The 21,566-nt window shown below is 73.5% G+C and carries 21 protein-coding genes and 2 pseudogenes; 16 read left to right on the forward strand and 7 right to left on the reverse strand.

Annotation, left to right across the window (positions count from 1 at the left end):
* Positions 1-128 precede the first annotated feature (128 nt).
* The 5 genes and pseudogenes from AFB00_RS07505 to AFB00_RS07530 all read left to right on the forward strand — a co-directional run bounded on the left by AFB00_RS07505 (position 129) and on the right by AFB00_RS07530 (position 4,392).
* Positions 129-635 (forward strand): hypothetical protein, encoded by a 507-nt coding sequence (locus AFB00_RS07505; protein ID WP_068796632.1) that lies wholly within the window; start codon positions 129-131, stop codon positions 633-635.
* Positions 636-681: 46 nt separating this feature from the next.
* Positions 682-1,579: pseudogene (locus AFB00_RS31535) on the forward strand (IS5 family transposase).
* 67 nt (positions 1,580-1,646) lie between these two features.
* Positions 1,647-2,489: a DUF4097 family beta strand repeat-containing protein gene (locus tag AFB00_RS07520; protein WP_068796633.1), complete on the forward strand. Its 843-nt coding sequence runs from the start codon at positions 1,647-1,649 to the stop codon at positions 2,487-2,489.
* 107 nt (positions 2,490-2,596) lie between these two features.
* The gene (locus AFB00_RS07525) at positions 2,597-3,559 is read left to right on the forward strand and encodes an ATP-binding cassette domain-containing protein (RefSeq protein WP_068796634.1); all 963 of its coding nucleotides are present in this window, start codon (positions 2,597-2,599) and stop codon (positions 3,557-3,559) included.
* 65 nt (positions 3,560-3,624) lie between these two features.
* Positions 3,625-4,392 (forward strand): ABC transporter permease, encoded by a 768-nt coding sequence (locus AFB00_RS07530; RefSeq protein ID WP_068800092.1) that lies wholly within the window; start codon positions 3,625-3,627, stop codon positions 4,390-4,392.
* Here AFB00_RS07530 and AFB00_RS07535 read toward each other — a convergent pair.
* Complete coding sequence (locus tag AFB00_RS07535; protein ID WP_068796635.1) at positions 4,368-5,237, reverse strand: hypothetical protein; 870 nt, start codon at positions 5,235-5,237, stop codon at positions 4,368-4,370. The genes AFB00_RS07530 and AFB00_RS07535 overlap by 25 nt on opposite strands.
* Before the next feature lie 82 nt (positions 5,238-5,319).
* Here AFB00_RS07535 and AFB00_RS07540 point away from each other — a divergent pair.
* From AFB00_RS07540 to AFB00_RS07550, 3 genes and pseudogenes are all read left to right on the forward strand, one after another.
* Positions 5,320-6,258 (forward strand): annotated as a pseudogene (locus AFB00_RS07540) (cupin domain-containing protein); the annotation flags it as partial.
* A gap of 104 nt (positions 6,259-6,362) precedes the next feature.
* Complete coding sequence (locus tag AFB00_RS07545) at positions 6,363-7,175, forward strand: SAM-dependent methyltransferase (protein ID WP_068796637.1); 813 nt, start codon at positions 6,363-6,365, stop codon at positions 7,173-7,175.
* Between the two features lie 388 nt (positions 7,176-7,563).
* Complete coding sequence (locus tag AFB00_RS07550; RefSeq protein WP_068796638.1) at positions 7,564-7,830, forward strand: hypothetical protein; 267 nt, start codon at positions 7,564-7,566, stop codon at positions 7,828-7,830.
* A gap of 11 nt (positions 7,831-7,841) precedes the next feature.
* Here AFB00_RS07550 and AFB00_RS07555 read toward each other — a convergent pair whose 3' ends face one another.
* Positions 7,842-8,615: an HARBI1 family protein gene (locus tag AFB00_RS07555; protein ID WP_068800093.1), complete on the reverse strand. Its 774-nt coding sequence runs from the start codon at positions 8,613-8,615 to the stop codon at positions 7,842-7,844.
* 124 nt (positions 8,616-8,739) lie between these two features.
* On the opposite strand from AFB00_RS07555, the gene AFB00_RS07560 reads away from it, so the two are divergent.
* From AFB00_RS07560 to yczE, 4 genes are read left to right on the forward strand one after another with little or no spacing between them, the layout of a single operon-like run.
* Positions 8,740-9,117, forward strand: a complete 378-nt coding sequence (locus AFB00_RS07560) for a hypothetical protein (RefSeq protein WP_156819430.1) — start codon at positions 8,740-8,742, stop codon at positions 9,115-9,117.
* A complete protein-coding gene (locus tag AFB00_RS07565) occupies positions 9,117-10,355 on the forward strand; it encodes a DUF6421 family protein (protein ID WP_068796640.1) in 1,239 nt (412 codons plus the stop codon). The genes AFB00_RS07560 and AFB00_RS07565 overlap by 1 nt, the downstream gene beginning before the upstream one ends.
* A gap of 36 nt (positions 10,356-10,391) precedes the next feature.
* Positions 10,392-11,264 (forward strand): branched-chain amino acid transaminase, encoded by an 873-nt coding sequence (locus AFB00_RS07570; RefSeq protein WP_068796641.1) that lies wholly within the window; start codon positions 10,392-10,394, stop codon positions 11,262-11,264.
* Positions 11,264-11,911, forward strand: coding sequence for a membrane protein YczE (gene yczE, locus AFB00_RS07575; protein WP_068796642.1), 648 nt, complete (start codon positions 11,264-11,266; stop codon positions 11,909-11,911). Before AFB00_RS07570 ends, yczE begins: the two co-directional genes overlap by 1 nt.
* Positions 11,912-11,924: 13 nt before the next feature.
* Here the strand turns inward: yczE and AFB00_RS07580 are convergent, their stop codons facing one another.
* From AFB00_RS07580 to AFB00_RS07590, 3 genes are all read right to left on the reverse strand, one after another.
* Positions 11,925-12,563 carry a hypothetical protein gene (locus AFB00_RS07580; RefSeq protein ID WP_068796643.1) on the reverse strand — a complete coding sequence of 213 codons (639 nt, stop codon included), beginning with the start codon at positions 12,561-12,563 and terminating at the stop codon, positions 11,925-11,927.
* A 74-nt stretch (positions 12,564-12,637) separates the two neighbouring features.
* Complete coding sequence (locus AFB00_RS07585; RefSeq protein WP_083275343.1) at positions 12,638-14,041, reverse strand: MFS transporter; 1,404 nt, start codon at positions 14,039-14,041, stop codon at positions 12,638-12,640.
* A 101-nt stretch (positions 14,042-14,142) separates the two neighbouring features.
* The gene (locus AFB00_RS07590) at positions 14,143-14,868 is read right to left on the reverse strand and encodes a FadR/GntR family transcriptional regulator (protein ID WP_231974267.1); all 726 of its coding nucleotides are present in this window, start codon (positions 14,866-14,868) and stop codon (positions 14,143-14,145) included.
* Positions 14,869-14,973: 105 nt separating this feature from the next.
* On the opposite strand from AFB00_RS07590, the gene AFB00_RS07595 reads away from it, so the two are divergent.
* The 4 genes from AFB00_RS07595 to AFB00_RS07610 all read left to right on the forward strand — a co-directional run bounded on the left by AFB00_RS07595 (position 14,974) and on the right by AFB00_RS07610 (position 19,181).
* Positions 14,974-15,786 carry a (Fe-S)-binding protein gene (locus tag AFB00_RS07595; protein WP_068796644.1) on the forward strand — a complete coding sequence of 271 codons (813 nt, stop codon included), beginning with the start codon at positions 14,974-14,976 and terminating at the stop codon, positions 15,784-15,786.
* On the forward strand, positions 15,783-17,336 hold the full coding sequence (locus tag AFB00_RS07600; protein ID WP_083275344.1) for a lactate utilization protein B: 1,554 nt from the start codon (positions 15,783-15,785) through the stop codon (positions 17,334-17,336). Before AFB00_RS07595 ends, AFB00_RS07600 begins: the two co-directional genes overlap by 4 nt.
* The gene (locus AFB00_RS07605) at positions 17,333-17,986 is read left to right on the forward strand and encodes a LutC/YkgG family protein (protein ID WP_068796645.1); all 654 of its coding nucleotides are present in this window, start codon (positions 17,333-17,335) and stop codon (positions 17,984-17,986) included. Before AFB00_RS07600 ends, AFB00_RS07605 begins: the two co-directional genes overlap by 4 nt.
* Positions 17,987-18,203: 217 nt before the next feature.
* A complete protein-coding gene (locus tag AFB00_RS07610; RefSeq protein WP_068796646.1) occupies positions 18,204-19,181 on the forward strand; it encodes a DUF808 domain-containing protein in 978 nt (325 codons plus the stop codon).
* A 182-nt stretch (positions 19,182-19,363) separates the two neighbouring features.
* Here the strand turns inward: AFB00_RS07610 and AFB00_RS07615 are convergent, their stop codons facing one another.
* Both AFB00_RS07615 and AFB00_RS07620 read right to left on the reverse strand, forming a co-directional pair.
* Positions 19,364-20,086 (reverse strand): DUF3800 domain-containing protein, encoded by a 723-nt coding sequence (locus tag AFB00_RS07615; protein ID WP_068796647.1) that lies wholly within the window; start codon positions 20,084-20,086, stop codon positions 19,364-19,366.
* 55 nt (positions 20,087-20,141) lie between these two features.
* Complete coding sequence (locus AFB00_RS07620) at positions 20,142-21,485, reverse strand: MFS transporter (protein WP_068800095.1); 1,344 nt, start codon at positions 21,483-21,485, stop codon at positions 20,142-20,144.
* Positions 21,486-21,566: the final 81 nt, after the last annotated feature.

Consider the following 21,566-nt stretch of genomic DNA (forward strand, 5'->3'; position numbering starts at 1 on the left):
GCGCGACGACCGGCGGATCCGACGAACGACACCCGCGCACCCCGACGAACGACACCCCGTGGCGCCCGATGGCGCCACATGGCGCACAACGGCTTGTCCATGGCGCCATTGTGCGCCATAATGGCGTCATGGAGTTGGACGGATACGTGGACCGGCTGCGATCGCAGTTCGCCGCCGTCAGTGATGTGGCCGACGACGAGGTCCTGGACGTGGCCGAGCGGCTGGTGGCACCACTGGAGGCCACCGTGCGCCTGGTGCTGCTGGAGGCTCTGGCCACCGCGGCCGACGAGATCACCCTCGATCTCGCACCCGGATCGGTGCACGTGCGGCTCAACGGGGCCGATCCCGCGTTCGTCGTCACGCCGCCCCCGGCCGGACCGCCGGCCGGTGCGCCGTCCGCACCTGCGACGGCCCCGGCCGCGCCACCGCCGGTCACCGGGACCGACGACGGTCCCGCGGCCTGGATCAACTTCCGGCCGCCGGAGAGCCTGAAGACCCGGATCGAGGACGCCGCCGGTCGCGACGGCCTCAGCGTCAACACCTGGCTGACCCGCGTGGCGACGGCCGCGCTGGACCAGCCGCCCGCGCCCGTCCACCCGCCGGACGGCCGCCGCCGGACCGGCTGGTTCGCCTAGGGCGTGTCTCCCAGATAGGCGGACCGGGGTGCGCGATGCTTGATCGGTGCCGCGTACCGCTGTCCTGACTGATGCCCAGTGGGCCCGTCTGGCGCCGCTGTTGCCCTCCTCCGAGGGTCGTCGCGGGCGCCCGTTCCGCGATGACCGCCGGGTGATCGAGGGGATCATCTACCGGTATCGGTGCGGGCTTCCCTGGCGCGACGTCCCAGCCGAGTTCGGGCCGTGGCAGACGTTGTGGAAGCGGCACCGCCGCTACAGCGGCGACGGCACCTGGGACCACATCCTGGCTGCTCTTCTGATCGAGGCCGACGCCGCCGAGGTGCTCGGGTGGGCGGTCAGCGTGGACTCCACGATCATCCGTGCCCACCAGCACGCCGCGACCCTCAAGCGCGACACAGGGGGCCGGATCGAACTACACGAATCTGCTCGCCGAACCAGCAGATCACGCGCTGGGACGGTCCCGCGGAGGGCTGTCGACGAAGATCCACCAGCTCGTTGACGGGCACGGCCGCCCGCTGGTGGTCCTCCTCGGCCCCGGCCAGGGCGGCGACTCGCCAATGTTTCCGCACCTGATGGCGCACCTGAGCATCGCCCGACCGGGCCCGGGACGACCCCGGACCCGGCCTGAACGCGTGCGCGCGGACAAGGCCTACTCCTCACGCGCGATCCGCCGGCACCTGCGCGAGCGCCGGATCATCGCTGTCATTCCGGAGCCCTCTGACCAGCAGGGACACCGCAAACGACGGGGCTCACGCGGCGGCCGACCGCCCGCATTCGATCCGGTCGACTACCGAAACCGCAACGTCGTCGAGCGCGGGTTCTGCCACGTCAAGCAGTGGCGCGGGCTGGCCACCCGTTACGACAAGCTCGCCCTGACCTTCCGCGGCGGCGCCGTCCTGAAGGCAATCGTCACCTGGCTCCGCGCATTGGGAGACACACCCTAGCCCACCCCACCCACCCGCGCACCACTCACTCACGGCATCCGCAGCGGTGCCGGGGAGGCGATCACCCATGCCCGTCTTCGACACCCCCGAACCCGTCACCGCGACCGTCGAGCTGCCGATCGGCGAGCTCCGGGTCACCGCGGGCGACCGCACCGACACCGAGGTCGTCGTCCGCGCCACCCCCGCCGACCAGGCGCAGGCCGACGCGGTGCGTATCGAGCTGGTCGGCCGCGACCTGCGGGTCACCGGCCCCCGGCCCGGCCTGCTGCAGAAGCTCACCCCGCGGACCCCCGGCCGGTCCCTGGAGATCGAGATCGCCCTCCCGTCCGGCTCGTCGCTGTCCGCGCGGACGACCTACGGCGGGGTGACCGCCGAGGGCGGGCTCGCGTCCTGCGAGGTCCGCACGGACTACGGCGACGTCCTGGTCGCCGACGCGGCGACGGCCGATCTCGCGGTCGGCTACGGCCGGGCTCGGGTGACCGGGAGCGTCACCGGGGACGCCACCCTGGCCGCCGACCACGGCGGTGTGCGGGTCGCGCACGTCGGCGGCGCGGCCGTGCTCCGCAGCAAGCACGGCGCCATCCGCGCCGACCACCTCGCCGGGACGGCCGAGCTGACCGGGACCCACGGCGACATCGACGTCGACGCGGTCGACGGCGACGTCCGGGTGCGCACCGCCTACGGCAGCGTCCGGCTCGGCCGGGTCGCCCGGGGCGAGGTGACGCTGTCCAGCACGCACGGCCGGCTCGACGTCGGCGTCGCCGGAGCCAGTGCCGCCTGGCTCGACCTCGACACCGGCGGGCGGGTCGTCAACGCGCTGACCGCCCGGGACGACGCGACCGGATTCACCGAGACGGTGACCGTCCACGCCCGGTCCCGGGAGGGCGACATCGTGATCCGGCGGGCCTGAGCCGCCGCCCCGCCCGGGGACCCGCACGACCACCACCGCGCCCGCACGGTCGCGCGCGGTCGCCCCGTCCTGCCCGCACGACCCCGTCGGACGATCGGAGTACCCGCATGTCCCGAACCCCCGCGATCAGCATCACCGGCCTGCAGAAGTCCTACGGCGACCAGCCGGTCCTGCGCGACGTCGACGCCGACGTCGCGCCCGGCACGGTGTTCGCCCTGCTCGGCCCGAACGGGGCCGGCAAGACCACCATGGTCCGGATCCTCTCGACCCTCGTCCGCGCCGACTCCGGCCGCATCCGGATCGACGGTCACGACCCGGTCACCGATCCTGACGCCGTCCGCGCCGTGATCGGCGTGACCGGGCAGTTCTCCGCCGTGGACGGGCTGCTCACCGGCGCGGAGAACCTGCGGCTCATGGCCGACCTGCACCACCTGCCCCGGGCCGAGGGCCGGGCGCGGACCCGCGGGCTGCTCGAACGGTTCGACCTCACCGAGGCCGCCGGACGGTCCGCGGGCACCTACTCCGGCGGCATGCGCCGGCGGCTGGACCTCGCGATGACGCTGGTCGGCGCGCCGCGGGTGCTCTTCCTCGACGAGCCGACGACCGGCCTCGACCCCCGCAGCCGCCGCGACCTCTGGCAGATCGTGCGCGACCTCGTCGACGAGGGGGTCACGGTCTTCCTGACCACCCAGTACCTGGAGGAGGCCGACCAGCTCGCCGACGACGTCGCCGTCCTCGACGGCGGCCGGCTGGTGGCCCGGGGCAGCCCCGCCCACCTCAAGACGCTGGTCCCGGGCGGTCACCTGCGGGTGCGGTTCGACGACCCCGGCGCCCTCGCCGTCGCCACGGCGGCGGTGCCGGACGCGACGGCCGATCCGGAGGCCCTGAGCCTGCAGGTCCCCGGGCACGGCGTCCCCGCGCTGCGGGGCCTGCTCGACCGGCTCGACGCCGCCGGGGTCCACCCGGCGGAGCTGACCACCCACACCCCCGACCTCGACGACGTGTTCCTCGCCCTCACCGGCCGCCCGGCGGCGGCCGAGGGACCCACCAGGAAGGTGACCGCCCCGTGAGCGCCCACCCGGCATCCGCCGCCCCGGTCCTCGGCCGCCCCCGCCCGCTGGCGGACTCGCTCACGATGCTGCGGCGACGGCTGCGGCAGATGCGCCGCCACCCGTCGCTGACGCTGCTGCTCGTCGGCCAGCCGATCGTGCTGCTCCTGCTGTTCGTCACCGTCTTCGGCGGGACCATGGGCGCCGGGCTGGCCGGGGCCGGCGGCGGGCGCGCCGAGTACCTCACCTACATCACCCCGGCCGTCCTGCTGATGACGATCGCCAGCGTCGCGCTGGCCACCGCGATCGGGGTCGCCACCGACATGACCGAGGGAATCGTCGCCCGGTTCCGGACCATGGCCGTCGCCCGGGTCAGCATGCTCGCCGGACACGTCACCGGGGCGCTCGTGCAGACCGCGTTCGCGGTCGTGCTGGTGCTCGCTGTGGCGGTCGGCCTCGGGTTCCGCAGCGACGCCGGGCCGACGGCCTGGCTCGGCGTCGCCGCGCTGTTGCTGCTGATGACGATCGCGCTGACCTGGTTCACCGTGGCGCTCGGCCTGGCCGCGAGCTCGGTCGAGACGGCCAGCAACACCCCGATGTTCCTAGTGCTGCTGCCGTTCCTCGGCAGCGGCTTCGTCCCCACCGGGTCCATGCCGGCCGGCATCCGGTGGTTCGCCGAGTACCAGCCGTTCACCCCGATGATCGACGCCCTGCGCGGGCTGCTCGGCGTCGGCCCCGGGGCCGGTACCGACCTGGGGACCGACGCCGCACTCACCGTCGGCTGGTGCGTGCTCATCACCGGCGCGAGCTACCTGTGGGCCCGGCGGCTCTACGACACCCGCGCCGAGCGCTGATCGGACCGGGCCGTCCCGTGGGCCCGCTCCATCGCCGCGGCGAACGACACCGGGTCCCGGCCGAGCGCGGCCCGCACCCCGTCGGTCGTCGCGACGTTGCGGCCGTCGAACAGCTCGGCGAACAGCCCGGTGAGGCCGTCGGCCGCGGGCTCGGGCAGGCCGGCCGCCAGCAGGTCCGCCCGGAACTCCGGGCCGCTCACCGCGCGGTAGGTCACCGGGTGCCCGGCGGCCCGCGAGAGCACCGCGGCGACCTCGGCCATCGTCAGTGCCGCCGGCCCGGTCAGCTCGTGGACGCCGTCGGGGATCTCCCCGCGCAGCCCCGCGACGGCGACGTCGGCGAGGTCGTCCAGGTCGACGAACGGCTCGGCCACCGCACCGGCCAGCAGCCGCAGCTCACCGGCGCCGACCGACGCCGCGAGCAGGTCCTCGGTGAACCCCTGGGCGAAGAACGCGGACCGCACCACCACCGTCGGCAGTCCGGCGGCCTGCACCGCCCGTTCCGAACGCAGGGCGCCCTCCTCGCCGCGCCCGGTGAGCAGGACCAGCCGGCCGACCCCGGCCCGGGCCGCGGCGGCGGCGAACGCGCCGAGCACGGCGTCCGCGCCGGGGAAGCCGGCGTCCGGGGCGAAGCAGAGGTAGGCGGCGGCGAGCGGACGGCCGTCGTCGCCGGGGGCGAGGACGTCGTCCCAGGTGGCCGGGTCGTCCCAGGAGAACGGCGGCCGGGTCCGGCGGCCGACGGCCCGGACCCGCGTCCCGGCGGCGGTCAGCCGGTCGACGACGCGGCGCCCGGTCTTCCCGGAGGCGCCGGTGACGAGGATCGTTGCGGAGGAGTGTGTGGTGTCCATGGCGACGAGTCCACCGCATCCGGGTTGGACGTCCCATGTTCGGAGTTGCCCGGTCCATGCGCCGTCGTCTACACCTGTCGCTGTGGACGAGATCGCCGGACTGCTCGACGGGCCGCGGGCCCGCGGCGCGTTCCTGTTGCGGTGCGTCCTCGACCCGCCGTACGCGGTGCGGATCGAGGACGAGGCCCCGCTCACGCTCGTCGTGATCACCGGGGGCGCGACACTCGTCCGGCACGGGGCCGCCGGCGGCGCGCTGCGGGCCGAGGCGGGCGACGTCGTCGTGCTGCGCGGTCCGCTGCCCTACACCTTCTGCTCCGCGGCCGACGTCGCCGTGCAGGCGGTGATCGGCGCCGACCAGCGGTGCCGGGTCCCGCACGGCACCCGGCGGCCGCCGACCGCGCTCGGCCTGCGGACCTGGGGACACCACGACGACGCGGAGTCCCGGATGCTCGTCGGGACCTACCCGGTCGGCGACGAGATCGGCGCCCGGCTGGTGCGCTCGCTGCCCGAGGTGACCGTCCTGCGCCCCGGCGACCTCGACGGCGGCGCCGTGCTCGCCCCGCTGGTCGCACTGCTCGACGCCGAGATCGAACGGGACGCGACCGGCCAGGCGGTCGTCCTCGACCGGGCACTGGACCTGCTGCTCGCCACCGTGCTGCGGGGATGGTTCGCCGGCCCGCTCGCCCCGCGGGCCGCCCGGGCCCGGCACGACCCGGCACTCGGTGCCGCCCTGCGGGCGATGGACGACGACCCCGCCCGCGGCTGGACCGTCGCCTCCCTGGCCCGGACGGCCGGGCTGTCCCGGGCGGCGTTCGCCCGGCGGTTCGCCGAGCAGGTCGGCCGCACCCCGCTGGCCTGGCTGACCGACCTGCGCCTGTCCCTGGCCGCCGACCTGCTGCGGGGCACCGATCTCCCGCTCGCGACGATCGCCCGGCGGGTCGGTTACGGCAGCCCGTTCGCCCTGTCGGCCGCGTTCGTGCGCGAGCGGGGGCACCGCCCCGCGACCCTGCGCGCGGCGGTCCGTGCCGCCGATCCGCCACCCACTAGCGTGAACCCGACCACCACGAGCGACGGCTCCGGCGGGGCCGACCGGCTCGACCCGAGCACGGCACGGAGGAGCCCCAGATGAGCGACCGTCCCGAACCGGGCCTCGAACCGGATCTCGACCGCGCCAACGCCGCGCGCATGTACGACTACCTGCTGGGCGGGTCGCTGAACTTCGCCGTCGACCGGGACGCGGCGGAGAACGCGCTCGCGCACTACCCGCACCTGCGCGACGTGGCGCAGTCGAACCGGCGTTTCCTCGGCCGGGCGGTGCGGTGGTGCCTGGACGACGGCGTGCACCAGTTCCTCGACCTGGGCTCCGGCATCCCGACGGCGGGCAACGTGCACGAGATCGCCCACCGGTCGGACCCGGCCGCCCGCGTCGCCTACGTCGACAACGAGCCGGTCGCGGTGCAGGCCAGCCGGACCGTGGTGGCCGATCTCGACACGGTCAGCATCACCCGGGCCGACCTGCGCACTCCGGCCGCGGTGCTCGGCGCCCCGACGGTGACCGGGCTGCTCGACCTCGACCGGCCGGTGGCCGTGATCGCGGTCGCGGTGCTGCACTTCGTGCCGGGCGACCTGGCCGAGCTGCTCGACGCCTACCGGGCGGTGCTGGCCCCGGGCAGCGTCGTGGTGCTCAGCCACAGCAGCGACGACGTCGACGACCCGGCGCTCGCCCGCCAGGTACGGGAGGCCGCGGCGACGTACGCGAACACCAGCACCTCGGCGACGCTGCGCACCCGCGCCGAGATCGTGGCCGCGCTGGGCGGGGCCGACCGGCTCGTCGGCCCCGGGCTGGTCGACGTCGTGGACTGGCCGCGGGCCGAGCCCGGCACCGACCGCACCGGCATCTACGGCGCCGTCGCGCGGGTCGCCACGGCGGCGCGCTGAGCCGTCACCGGGCCGAACCATCCGGTCGGCCCAGCCGGGTGTGACCCTGCGTGGTGCTACCGCCCGGTCGTGGTCGATACGGGTCAACCGGCGTGAGCCGCACCTCCCGACACGCCGAAAGCGGGAGTAAATCGCAAAGCACACGAATGCGCATTCTTGTTGTTTCGTTCCGCGCGTCACATCGCTGACGGCGTCCGATACATCCGGTTCAGCCGGGCCGTTCCACGATGCCGGACGGTCTCCTTGACTTCCCGCATCGGCAGACGTGATGATTCCGAGACCTCGACCCCAATGAGGACCGAGCGTCCATCCGGGACCGGTGATCCGATTGTTCCCGGCGCGACCTGGGCGCTTCCGTATCCGTGTGTCATCAGCGAGAGGTATCGACATGTCTGCACCCGGGTCGCCCACCACGACTGCAGGGACGAGGAACACCGACCTCGACGACATCCGTCATCTCCACACCCTGGGTCCGTCCGGAACGAATCTGGAGACCGCCGCGCACGAGTGGTTCCGGCGGCGCGACACGTCCGGGGAGATCACCTTGCACGAATCATTGGAGATCGCCCTCGAACGCGTCCCCAGAACGGGCGGGCACGCACTCGTCGCCTGCGCCGTCTATCCCGACCTGCACACACTGAGCCTTTCCCAGTAGGTGCTGGTTGATCATGTGGTTCGGTCGTGCTCGACGTGGAGGAGAACGAGCGCGGCGGCGGTGATCGCGCCGATCCGCCAGGGGCAGAAGCTGACCCGACGCAGCGCCTTGAAGGTGGTCTTGAGCAGGGAGTTCCCGCGTTCGGCCACAGCCCTGACGGCGGAGTGCAGCGTGTTGACGGTGCGTTTGTCCTCCGACAGCCCACCGCCGGTGGGGGTCTTGAACGGGCAGGTCAGGCGGGTGTTCTCACCGTCGTAGCCGAGGTCGGCGAGCACGACGTGGGTGTCGTCGGTCCAGTCCTCGATCGCGTCGAGCAGGCCGGGGTGGCCGCGGGCGCAGGTGGTGTCGTGCTCGCGGCCCGGGCGCACCGGGGATGTCCACAACGGCCACCCGTCAGGCGCGGTGAGGACCTGAACGTTCCCGCCGTGGACGTGGTGCTTGCCCGACCACCACAGATCCACTCCCGGGGTCGGTCCGGGAGTGCGGGAGCGGTCAGTGTGGATCACGGTGCCGTCGAGGTGAACGTGGGTGTGCCCGGCGGTGCGGGCCGCGAGCAGCGCGCCGGGCAGCCCAGGCGCGGCGGCGGCCAGAACGTCGATGCCTTCGTGCAGGTAGCGGTAGGTACTCGACAGGCTCAGCTGGTTGTCGGCGGCGAGCTGGGCGACCCGGGTGGCGTCGAGGAACCAGCGCAGCACCAGCACCGCGTGGCGGTCACAGTCCAGCGCCCGACGCCCGCTGCGAGTCCCGCGCCGGAGGCGTTCCTCGGCCAACAGCCGCGACAACATGGACGCGGTGGGCTCCCCGATCGGGAGCACGGCGGTGTAGGTGACAGGATCGGGCACGCGGGACCTCGGTGGTGAGTCGATCTTTGAGCGGACCGACCTCTTCTACCGGGGTCCCGCACCCTCGTTGAGCACCTCCACGCCCCCGGCGTGTCGCCGCCAGCCGCTCCCCACTACTGGGAAAGGCTCACTGACGTTCTCGAACCTGCAGCGGCTGACCATGGTGGACAGTTTCCTGCTGCCCACCCACAACATGGTCTTCGCCGGGCGGACGGCGGATCCGCGCAGCGCCTCCACCCATCCCGCGCCCGCCGGTCTCGTACCCGCCGGGATCGAGCGCAGGATCGTCCTGAGCAACACCCGGGCGGCGCTCGACTGCGCCGAGGGGATCACCGACGCGTGCATCACCACGATCGTCGCGGCCGAGCGCCACGGTCTGCGGATCCACCGTGACTTCGGTGCGGTCCCCATGGTCTTCACCGTGCACCGCGTCGAGGCCGCCTGATGCGGGCGGCGACGGCGGAACTGCACGGTGCCGCCCGCGAGGTCTCCGCGCTCGCCGACGGGTTCCGGGCCGGGCAGGACCGGGACGGGTCGGTCCCCGGCGCCGGTCCGGACGACATCGCCCTGCTCCGCGCGATCGTCCGCCGCTCCGCGGACGCGCTGCTGGCACTGGGCGCCGAGCGCCAGCTCGCCGCACTGCGCTCCGACACCGACGCCTGGATCGCCGCCGGGCTGCACACCGCACCGGACTTCGGCGCCACCCGCGACTCGTTCGCTCCCCCGGGCCGCGACGAGCTCGCGTTCTTCGTCGGCTGCGCGCTGACCACGAACAGTGCGCCGCCGGTCGGCCGGCGCATGGAGTGCTTCCTGGTGCGCCGGCGCGAACCGCGCGAGATCGACGTACTGGCGGAGTTCTACCCGCACCCGAAGAACAACTGCCAGTCGGTCGTCCTGCTCACCGGCAGTGCCGGTTTCCGGTCGGGGAACTGCCTCGTCTTCTTCCCGGAGAACGTGCCGTCGTCGCGTCCGGTCGAGTCCCAGTCCTACGCCCTGTTCTTCTTCAACAAGTTCCGCCGGATCCACGAGGAACTGGCGATCCCGCCGGCCGGCCGGATCATGGTCGACCGGACCGCACCGGCCGCGTCGACCGGCCTGCGCCCGGACGTCTGTTACGACGCCCGTTCCGTGTGGGGATACCTGCACGACTACCACCACCATCAGGGCCGCTGGCCGCTCGACGAGAACGTGGCGCTCAAGACGAACTGGTTCGTGGGCCTGCTCGAGGAGACGAAGGTCGACGCGAAGACGGTCCTCGCCGCCGTCGACGACGACCGGGTCCCGTTCCGCGACGAGCAGATCGACATGATCCTGCTCGAACGCCTGGTCCGCTATCCGCGCTCGCGCGTCGCCACCCGGAACTTCGACGCCGGGACGGGCGTGTTCCTCTACTCGTGGTTCCGGGAACGCGGCGGTATCGGCGTGACGCCCGGAGGGCTGCGATTCGACCGGGCCGCCGCCATCTCGGCGCTGCGCGAGTACGTCCGGGAGATCGAGGACCTGGAAGAACGGGTCTCGACCCCCGATCTGTACCGTTCCGAGGCGATCTCCTACGTCCGCCGCTATCTGCGGGAGGGCGAGGATCGCGACCGGTTCGCGTTCTCCCCGGACCAGGAGAATCTGCTGCTCCACCGTTCCGCCGCGGAGGACGACCAGCTGGTCTTCGCCGACGGGGAACTGTGACGAGACCCCCGCTGCGCCTGCACAGGAAGTAGAAGGATGAATTTCGCCGAGCGCGACGGCCACATCTGGTTCGACGGCGCGATGGTCGGGTGGCGGGACGCCACCGTCCACGTGCTCAGCCACGGCCTGCACTACGCCAGTTCGGTCTTCGAGGGGATCCGGGTGTACGGCGGGGCGCCGTTCGCCCTGGAGGAGCACTACCGGCGGCTGCACCGCTCGGCCGCTGTCCTGCGGATCGACGTCCCGTTCGGTGTCGCGGAGCTGTGCGCCGCCACCCGGGAGCTGATCGCCGCGTCCGGGGTGGCCGACGGCTACGTCCGCCCGATCTCCTGGCGTGGATCGGGCTCGATCGAGGTGCCCGGGTTCGACGCCGGGTCGCACACCGCGGTCGCCCTGTGGGCGTGGCCGTCGGTGTTCGGCGAGGACGCGCGGACCGCCGGCATCCGGATCGGCACCTCCCGGTGGCGGCGCCCGGACCCGGACACGGCCCCGACGGAGGCGAAGTCGGCGTCGAACTACGCGATCGGCACGCTCGCCCGGCACGAGGTCGCCGGGCAGGGCTTCGACGACGCGCTGCTGCTCGACCGGCAGGGCCGGGTCGCCGAGGCCACCGGCGCGAACATCTTCCTGGTCGCCGACGGGGCGCTGCACACCCCGATCGCCGACTCGTTCCTGTCCGGTATCACCCGGGCCACCGTCATCGGGATCGCCGGGCGGTGCGGGATCGAGGTCGTCGAGCGCCGGATCCTGCCGTCGGAGATCGCGGGCGCCGACGAGGTCTTCCTGACCGGCACCGCCTACGAGGTGCAGCCGGTCCGGGCCGTCGACGACGTCGAGCTCGCCCCCGGGCCGGTGACCCGGCGCCTGCAGGAGGAGTACCGGGCACTCGTCCACGGCGGTGGTCGGTGATGGGGGCGCACCCGGTGCCCGGCGGCGGCGACGCCGTCGAGCTCAGCCGCTGGAAGCCGAGCCTGCGCCAGGCGGTGATGCTGCTCGTCGGGCTCGGCGTCTTCGGGGCGGGCGAGGGACTGCTCGTCGTCTCCGGTCTGGGGAACTCGCCCTGGACGGTGCTCGCCGAGGGACTGGCCGGTGCGACGGGACTGACCGTCGGCATCGTCACGAACATCATCGGGCTGCTCGTCCTGCTGCTGTGGTTCCCGCTCCGTCAGCGCCCGGGGCTCGGCACGGTGTGCAACGCGCTGCTGCTCGGCGTGCTCATGGACCTGACGCTCGCGATCGTGCCGCCGTCGGACTCCGTCGTGGTCAACGTGCTGATCGTGGTGCTGGGGATCGGGCTCGTCGGGCTCGGCGGCGGGCTCTACCTCGGCGCCGCGCTCGGCCCCGGCCCGCGCGACGGCCTGATGACCGGCCTGCACCGCACGACCGGGCGGTCGATCACCCAGGTGCGCTGGTTCCTGGAGATCACCGTGCTGATCGTCGGCTTCCTGCTCGGCGGCACCGTCGGGATCGGGACCGTGCTGTTCGCGCTGCTCGTCGGGCCGGTCATCGGGGCCGCGGTGAAGGCGCTGTCGCTGGTGCCCAGCACCCGGCTGTGACCGGACCCGCGGTCTACAGGCTCGTCCAGAGCGTCTCGGCGTCCAGGACCCGGTTCCGGCGCAGCATGAGCGCCCGCTCCACCGCGGCCAGCACGCCGGCCAGGAGCATCGTGGTGTTCAGCCACGCGGGCAGCAGCACCGGCGAGGTGAACGTGCCGACGAGCTCGCCGATCCGGTCCACCCGGGTCGTGAGGATCTCCAGCGCCTGCGGCACCGCCAGCACCAGGTTGACGGCCAGGATCACGGCGGCCAGCCCGGCGATCACCCGGCTGAGCCCGGGGCGGCGCCGGTGCAGCTCGTGGCGCAGGTCCTCCAGCGTGCCGCGCTCGGCGGTGAGCCGGGTCTGCGTCCCGTCCGGGCCGACCAGGTGCATCCGGGTGACGCCGTAGAGCGAGATCGCGACCTCGATCCGGCCGCCGGGGACGGGGAACGACGCCGGCATCTCGGCGGTCGCCGCCCGCCGGCCGTCGACGTACAGCTCGGCGTGCCCGTCCTCGCGGCCGAGGTCGACCTGGACCGTGTAGGTCCGCCGGGTGCCGTCGGGGTCGGCGCGGGTGAGCGAGTACAGCGACCGGTGCAGCGCGTCCCGGCGACGGACCGGCCGCAGTCGTGCGCCGTCCCCACCGGCTGCGGGTCGGTCGGTGCGGTCCACGGTCCCTCCTGCTCGTCGGTGTGGGTCCAGGACATCGCGTGCCGTCGCGGCACACTCCAGCGCCCGCGCCGGGTTCACCTGTTCGGCCCACTCGCCGGGGCGGCGTCCACGAAGTTCGGGTCGGGGCCGTCGGCACCGACGGTGACCTGCGTCCCGGCCGCCATCGCGCGGACGGCCGCCGGGTCGTCGAGCACCCGGAAGGCGGGCACGGCCAGCGCGACGAGTGCGGTGATCCCGGCGAGCACGGCGAGCACGAGCCCGGCGGCGGGCAGCCCCGCCCCGGACGCGATGGCGGCGAGCGGTGCGGTGGTGATGGCCGGCGCGGCCTGCATCACCGTGTTCTGCGCGCCCAGCACCCGGCCGCGCATGGCGTCCGGCGTGGCCTCGACGGTCAGGACGCCGAGCACGGCCGAGACCGGCGCGTTCGTCAGCCCGACCAGGGCGGCACCGCCGAGCACCAGCCACGGCGACGCCATGCTGCCGACCGCGGCGAACCCGGTGAGCGTGCCGAGCATCCCGATCACGAACCAGACCCGGCGCCGGACCCGGCCCGCGGTCGCGGCGTAGAGCGCCGATCCGCCGATGCTGCCCGCGGCGATCGCGCTCAGCGTCAGGCCGGTGAGGGCGGGCAGGTTCTCCGCGGTGAAGTAGGCGGGCATCAGCGTGCTCTGCAGCGACGCGAGCACGGCGACGAGCATCGCCGAGACCAGCGTGGCCCCGAGGACGAGCGCGTGCCGGGTGAGGAAGCGCCACGAGTCGACCAGGTCGGTCACCGCCCGGCGGACCGCCCCGCCGACGGTGTCCTGTCCCGCCGGGACCGGGGTCCGCTCGACGGCCCCGGCCCGCGGGTCCAGCACCAGCGTGAGCAGCGCGCCGAGCAGGGTCGTCGCCGCCGTCGCGAACAGCAGGGCCGGGGTCAGCCCGAGCAGCCCGATGAGCAGGCCGCCGAACCCGGGACCGGCGAGCAGCAGCACGTTGCCCACGGTCTCCCGGATCGCGATCAGCCGGTCGAGCCGCCCCGGCCGGTCCGGGCCGAGCCGCACGAGCACCGGGAGCAGCGTCTCCTGCGCGGTCATGCCGGGCACCCGGATCATCGCCCCGAGCACGCCGAGCACGAGGAACCAGGTCATGTTCAGGCCCCACACCGCGTCGATGACGGGCAGCGCCGCCACCGAGATCGCCGCGAGCACGTCCGAGGTGATCGACACCGCCCGGCGGTCGACCCGGTCGACGAGCAGGCCGGACACCAGTCCGGTGGCCGCGGAGACCGCGGCGCCGACGGTCGCGAGCAGACCGGCGGCGAGCACGTCGCCGGTCCGGTCGAGGACGAGCAGTGGCATGACGACGCTGGCGACGCCCTTGCCGAGCAGCGACAACCCGTAGGACGCCAGCCAGATCGACGGGCTGTGGCGCAGGGCCCCGCCCGTCGTCGGACGCCGCGGCGGTCTGCCGCCGTCGATCAGATCCGGGCGTGCCATCTCGCGTCTCCCCTGCTCGGTCCGGTGCTGCTTCCGGGGTCCAGGAGACGGTGTGACGTCGCGTCACGCTCAAGGGCAGGACGGGGGTGATTCTCGGCACATCAGCTTGCGGACCCGGGAGCGAGCCCACCGTGGAACCGGCGGATGTGCGCCTCCATCAGGTCCGCGGCGCCCGGCCCGTCACCGTCGCGCAGTGCCGCGTGGATCGCCCGGTGCTCGCCGCGGAGCTGCTCGCGCAGCTCCGGCCACTCGTCGTCGTGCATCGCGCCGAGGAGCAGTCCGCGCACCGACTCCCGGATCGCCACGGTCAGCTCGTTGACCAGCCGGTTCCCGGCCGCCCCCGCGATGCGGACGTGGAAGGCGATGTCGGCGTCGCTGAACGCCTGCGGGGCCAGGTCGGCGTCCATCGCGTCCAGCTCGGCCGCCATCCCCAGCAGGTCGGTGGCGCTGCGCCGGCCGGCGGCGAGCCCGGCGGAGAACCGTTCCAGCATCACCCGGGCCTCGGTGACGTCGTCGACCGGGAACGAGTCGACGGCCAGGTGCAGCTGCAGCACCCGGCCGAGCGCACGCGCCGGAGCGGGGACGACGATCGTCCCGGCCCCGTCCCCGGTGCCGACCTGCGAACGGATGACGCCCTGGGCCTGCAGCACGCGCAGCGCCTCACGGACCGCCTGCCGGCTGGCCCCGAGCTGCGCCGCCAGCTCCCGTTCCGGGGGCAGCCGGTCGCCGGGGCGCAGCTCGCCCGAGGTCAGCCGCCCCTCGATGTGGGTCAGCACCATCTCGTAGGTGCCCGGCCGCCCGCGGGTGCGCAGGTGCTCGACTGACACGCCCGGTCTCCTCCCCCCGGCCCGGAGCCGGGTCTTGCCTGTGGTCCGACCATGAAGCTAGCTTGGTCTGACCACAGCGTCCACCACCGCCCTCACGGAGGCCCCATGTCCCGGGTCGGCCTCATGGTCACCTGTCTCAACGACGTCCTGTTCCCGGACACCGGCCGGGCCGTCGTCACCCTGCTGCGCCGGCTGGGGGTCGACGTCGAGTTCCCGGCCGCGCAGACCTGCTGCGGCCAGCCGATGGTCAACACCGGCTACCTCGACGACGCGGTACCCCTGGTCCGCAACCATCTCGACGCGTTCGCCGGGTGCGACGCGATCGTCGTCCCGTCCGGGTCGTGCGCGGGCTCGGTGCGCCACCAGCACGGCCTGGTCGCGGAGCGCTCCGGCGACCCCGGGCTCGGCCGCGCGGTCGCCGGCGCCCCGCCGGTGTACGAGCTGACCGAGTACCTGGTCGACGTCCTCGGTGTCACCGACGTCGGTGCCTACTTCCCGCACCGGGTCACCTACCACCCGACCTGCCACTCGTTGCGGATGCTCGGCGTGGGCGACCGGCCGACCCGGCTGCTGCGCGCGGTCCGCGGGCTCACCCTGCTCGACCTGCCGGGCGCGGCCGAGTGCTGCGGGTTCGGCGGGACGTTCGCGGTGAAGAACTCCGAGACGTCGATCGCGATGGGCAACGACAAGGCCCGGCACGTCCGCTCGACCGGTGCCGAGGTCCTGGTCGCCGGGGACAACTCGTGCCTGATGCACGTCGGCGGGCTGCTGTCGCGGCAGCGCTCCGGGATGCGGGTGATGCACCTGGCCGAGGTCCTCGCCTCGACCGAACCGGTGATCGAGAGCCGCGCCGAGCGCTCGGCCGACGGGGCCGGCCCCGGCAGCGGCACCGCCCGGACCCTGGGGGCGGCCCGATGAGCGGCACGTTCCTCGGCACCCCGGCGTTCCCGACCGCGGCCCGGACCGCGCTGGAGGACTCCCAGCTGCGCCGCAACCTCGCGCACGCCACCGGCACCATCCGGGCCAAGCGGGCCGGCGTCGTCTCCGAGGTCGACGACTGGGAGCAGCTGCGCCTGGCCGGCGAGGCCATCAAGGACCGGGTGCTGCGCCACCTCCCGGACTACCTGGAGCAGCTGGAACGCTCGCTGGTGGCGGCCGGCGCGACCGTGCACTGGGCCCGGGACGCGGCGGAGGCCAACCGGATCGTCGTCGACGTCGCGCAGCGGCACGGCACCGACGAGGTCGTCAAGGTCAAGTCGATGGCCACCCAGGAGATCGAGCTCAACGAGGCGCTGGCGGCCGCGGGCATCCACGCCTGGGAGACCGACCTCGCCGAGCTGATCGTCCAGCTCGGCGACGACCTGCCCAGCCACATCCTGGTCCCGGCGATCCACCGCAACCGTGCGGAGATCCGGGAGATCTTCCTGCGCGAGATGGGCCGGGCCGGCCGCGCGGCGCCCGACGACCTGACCGACGAGCCCGCGCGACTGGCCGCCGCGGCCCGGACGCACCTGCGGGAGAAGTTCCTGCGGGCGAAGGTCGCGGTGTCCGGTGCGAACTTCGCGGTCGCCGAGACCGGGACGCTGACCGTCGTCGAGTCCGAGGGCAACGGCCGGATGTGCCTGACCCTGCCCGAGGTGCTGGTGTCGGTGGTCGGGATCGAGAAGGTGCTGCCGACCTTCCAGGACCTCGACGTGATGCTGCAGCTGCTGCCGCGCAGCTCCACCGGCGAGCGGATGAACCCCTACACCTCGACCTGGACCGGGGTGACGCCCGGCGACGGCCCGCAGGAGGTGCACGTGGTGCTGCTGGACAACGGCCGGACCGACGTGCTGGCCGACCCGACCGGCCGCCAGGCGCTGCGCTGCATCCGCTGCTCGGCGTGCCTCAACGTGTGCCCGGTCTACGAGCGCACCGGCGGGCACGCCTACGGCTCGGTCTACCCCGGCCCGATCGGCGCGATCCTCACCCCGCAGCTGCGCGGCGTCGGCACCGACGCCCAGACCGACTCGCTGCCCTACGCCTCCAGCCTGTGCGGGGCGTGCTTCGAGGTGTGCCCGGTGCGCATCGACATCCCGGAGGTTCTGGTGCACCTGCGCGGCGAGGTCGTGCGCGCGCACCAGCGGGCGAGCCGGGTGCCGTCGGTGCAGGACATGGCGATGAAGGCGGCATCCTGGACGCTGTCCTCCGCCGCCCGCACCGGCGCCGCGGAGAAGGTGGCGGGGCTCGGCGGTCGGCTGGCCGGGCGGCTCGGCCGGACCGCACCGGGTGGCCGCGCGGTGCTCGGTGCACTGCCCGGCCCGGCGAGCCCGTGGGCGGACTCGCGGGACGTCCCGGTACCGGCGGCCGAGTCGTTCCGGAGCTGGTGGGAACGCACCGACGGCGGCCGGAGTCGGAGCGACAACACCGACGGCGGCCGGAGCGACGGCCCGGCGGACCCCGCGCCGGGTGCGGAGGGCGGACGATGAGCGCGCGCGAGGCCATCCTGCAGCGGGCCCGGCGGGCGCTGGCCGACGTCCCGGCGGGTGACCCGGTCACCGACGTCCCCGTGGTCCGGCCGGCGCCGGGTCCGGCACCCGAGGGCGCCGCGGTCGTGGACCTGTTCGCCGAGCGCGTGGCCGACTACCGGGCCGTCGTCGAGCGGGCGGACACCGGCGGGGCCGCGGCGCTGGTCGCCGGTGCCCTGGCCGCGCGCACCCCGCTCGCCGGCGACGGACGGCTGCGGATCCTCGTCCCGCCGGGCTTCCCGGACGGGCTGGTCCCCGGCGACGTCGACGTCGTCACCGACGGGCCCGAGGTGACCGTCGCCGAGCTGGACCGCTGCGACGGCGTGCTGTCGACGGCGGCCGTCGGCATCGCCGAGACCGGCACCATCGTGCTGGACCACGGTCCCGGGCAGGGCCGCAGGGCCGCCACCCTGGTGCCGGACCTGCACGTGTGCGTGGTGCGCTCCGACCAGGTCGTGCCCGGCGTCCCGGACGCGGTCGCCCTGCTCGACCCGGCCCGCCCGCACACCTGGATCAGCGGCCCCAGCGCGACCAGCGACATCGAGCTCGACCGGGTGGAGGGCGTACACGGCCCGCGCACCCTGCACGTCGTGCTCCTCACCCCCCACTGACCGACGCCACCGGCGACCTCGCAGAGCCACCGGCGACCTCGCAGGGCCGGCGGGCGCTGCGAGGTCGCGGCACGGCCTGCGCGGTCCGCGCCGGTGTGGGGCGGAACCGGGCAATTGTGCGAAGTCGTGTCTCTGTGCAACGGGGAGCCCGTAGGCTCTGCCGCGTGCACACACCGGATGGATGCCCTGCTCGGACACGATCCGGCCCGGTGACCCGATGAGCGGACTGTTCGCCCTGCTCGACGACGTCGCGGCGCTGGTGCGGATCACCGCCGCCTCGCTCGACGACGTCGCGGGCGCGGCCGGGCGGGCCGGGGCGAAGGCGGCCGGCGTCGTCGTGGACGACGCCGCGGTCACCCCGCGCTACGTGCAGGGCCTCAAGCCGGAGCGGGAGCTGTCGATCATCCGGCGGATCGCCGTCGGATCGCTGCGCAACAAGCTGCTGATCATCCTCCCGGTCGCGCTGCTGCTGAGCCAGTTCGCGCCGTGGCTGCTCACCCCGATCCTCATGCTCGGCGGCCTCTACCTCTGCTACGAGGGCGCGGAGAAGATCTGGGAGGCGCTGAGCGGGCACGGTCACGCCCCGGAGGAGAAGGACGAGCAGGCCGCCGCCGATCCCGCCGCCCACGAGAAGAAGGTCGTGTCCGGCGCCGTCCGCACCGACTTCATCCTCTCCGCCGAGATCATGGTCATCGCCCTGAACGAGGTCGCGGCGGAGGCGTTCGTGGCCCGCGCGATCATCCTCGCGGTGGTCGCCGTCGCGATCACGATCCTGGTCTACGGCGTGGTCGCGCTGATCGTGAAGATGGACGACGCGGGGCTCGCACTGGCCCGCCGCGGGACGGGCGCGGTGGCGGCGTTCGGCCGCGGGATGGTGCGGGCCATGCCGGTCGTGCTGTCGGTGCTCTCGGTCGTCGGCATCGCGGCGATGCTGTGGGTCGGCGGGCACATCCTGCTGGTCGGGACGGACGAGCTGGGCTTCGTCGTGCTGTACGAGATCGTGCACCACGTCGAGGTGCTGGTGCACGACGCGACCGGCGCGCTGGGCGGGTTCCTCGGCTGGCTGACCAACACGATCGGCTCGGCGATCCTCGGGATCGTGGTCGGGGCCGCCGTCGTCGCGGTGCTGCACCTGATCCCGTGGCGGCGGCGCGCGACCGAGGACCGGACCGATTCCGCGACCGGAGCAGCCTGACGTCCTGCCTCAGGTGACGCGCGAGCGAACCGTGACACCCAGGCGATGACGCCGTACGCTGATCGGTACGGGAAGACCGGGATACCGGGAATCCTGTCCGCCTTGGGCCCCGTCCGTCGTGACGGGGCCTTCGTGCATCCGTGCCGGTCGAACGGCGTGATCGGCCGGTGCTTCTCCCACCATCAGCGCGGCCAGATCCGTTGCCGGACGATCTGTGGCTGCAGCAGTGCGTAGAGCCGTGCCCACGACGCCTCCGCGCGCGGGTCGGTCTCCTCGTGGGTCGTGCGCCGCCGGTGGACGAAGGTGGCGAGATCGGCCGCCTGCAGCAGTCGCGAACTGTGCGACGGGGTGAAATAGATGGTGTCGACGATGCGATCGAGGACCTGGGCCCGATAACCCCAGGTGCCGGTCCGTTGCGCGGTCCACAGGTTGCGGCGGTGCTCGTCGCGCTGGTCGACCTCGTCCGCGAGGAGCAGGGCGAACGTCGGTGTCGCCGTGCCCCGTTCGATCTGACGGGCGTACTCGTTGACCCGTTCCATGGTCCAGGTCAGGGCCAGGGAATGCGGGTTCTGCGGCGCGGAGTAGAGCCGGGAGTGCTTGGCACGATCAATACCCTGCACGATGAACCGGGCATCGTGCCGGGCTATCGCTGTCAGCACCTGCTCGTAGATCCCGATCCGAGCGCGCAGCATCCGCGCCATCGGTTTCCATCCGCCCTTGGCGCCGACCAGCTCGTGGGCGTGCAACTCGAGCGAGACGTCGATTCCCGGATAGTTCGCCGCGGCTCTGGCGAGCACGGCATCGAGATCCGCGGTGAGCGGGCGAGCAGCTGCCTCGCCGACGACGAGAGCACCGATGAAGTAGTGCGTGTCGGTGTAGGACTCGTCGAGGTACGCGAGGAGCACACGTCATCATCGCTCGGTACGGGCCGGCACCACGGCCGAACGCGCAGAGTCGCGCTCAGACCGGTTCCCGCGCCGACTCCGCCTGACGTCGAGCGAGCGACTCCCGGTACCGGTCCGGCGACAGCGCTGCCGCGACGATCGTGATCAGCACCATCGCGGACATGTAGAGCGCGATCGCGTCGTACCCCCCGGTGGCGTCCAGCAGCGCCGTCGCGATCACCGGGGCCAGACCGCCGGCGAGCACGCTGGCGCCCTGCGCCCCGATCGACGCGCCGCTGTAGCGGACCTCGGGCTCGAACAGCTCGGAGAAGTAGGCCGGCTGCGGCGCGTAGACCGCGGAGTTGCCGACGTTCACCGCGACGACCGTGGCCAGCACGATCAGCGGCAGCGACCGGGTGTCGAGCGCCCAGAAGTACGGCCAGCTCATCGCGAGCAGCACGAACGATCCCCACAGGACGACCCGCCGTCGTCCCCAGCGGTCGCAGGCCCAGCCGTAGAACGGGATGCTGACGAGCCCGACCGCCGAGGACACGATCACGGCGAGCAGCAGGTCACCGCGGGCCATCCCGAGCGCGACGGTGCCGTAGGTCAGCACGAACGTGGTGTGGATGTAGAAGGTGCTGTTCTCGGCGAACCGCAGCCCGGCGGCCCGCAGGACGTTCACCGGCTGGCGGCGGAACACCGCGAGCACCGGCGTCCGCTCGATCCGCCCGGCGGCCTTCGCCGCGGTGAACACCGGCGACTCGTGGACCTTCAGCCGGATCACGATGCCGAGTACGACCAGGACGATCGACGCCAGGAACGGCACCCGCCAGCCCCAGGCCAGGAACGCGTCCTCGGACATCACCGACGACATGACCAGCAGCGACAGGTTGGCCGTCAGCATCCCGGCCGGGACGCCCATCTGCGGGAAGCTGCCGAAGAACCCGCGCCGGTGCGGCGGGGCGAACTCGACCGCCATCACCGCGGCCGCGCCCCACTCGCCGCCGAGGCCGATGCCCTGCACGATCCGCAGCAGCACCAGCAGGACCGGTGCGGCGACCCCGATCGTCTCGTAGGTCGGCAGCAGCCCGACGACAAACGTCCCGCCGCCCATCAGCAGCACCGACAGCACCAGCATCGACTTGCGCCCGATCCGGTCGCCGTAGTGCGCGAAGATCACGCCGCCGAACGGGCGGGCCACGAAACCGACGCCGAACGTCGACAGGGCCAGCAGGGTCCCGGTCAGCGGGTCGGCCGTCGGGAAGAACAGCTTGCCGAACACCAGCGCGGCCGCGGCGCCGTAGACGAAGAAGTCGAACCACTCGATCGACGTGCCGATCAGGGTGGCCGCGGCGACCCGGCGGGTCTCCTTCGGATCGGGGGTCGTGCCCGGTGTCGTGAGATCGGGACGCGCCATCGAACCCTCCCGCGCTGCGGAGTCGCCGTCGACTGTGACGCGCACCATACGTTGCTCCGGGTAACCGCACCAGAGCCCGGC

Origin of the sequence: Pseudonocardia sp. HH130630-07, assembly GCF_001698125.1 — a bacterium.
Lineage (GTDB): Bacteria > Actinomycetota > Actinomycetes > Mycobacteriales > Pseudonocardiaceae > Pseudonocardia.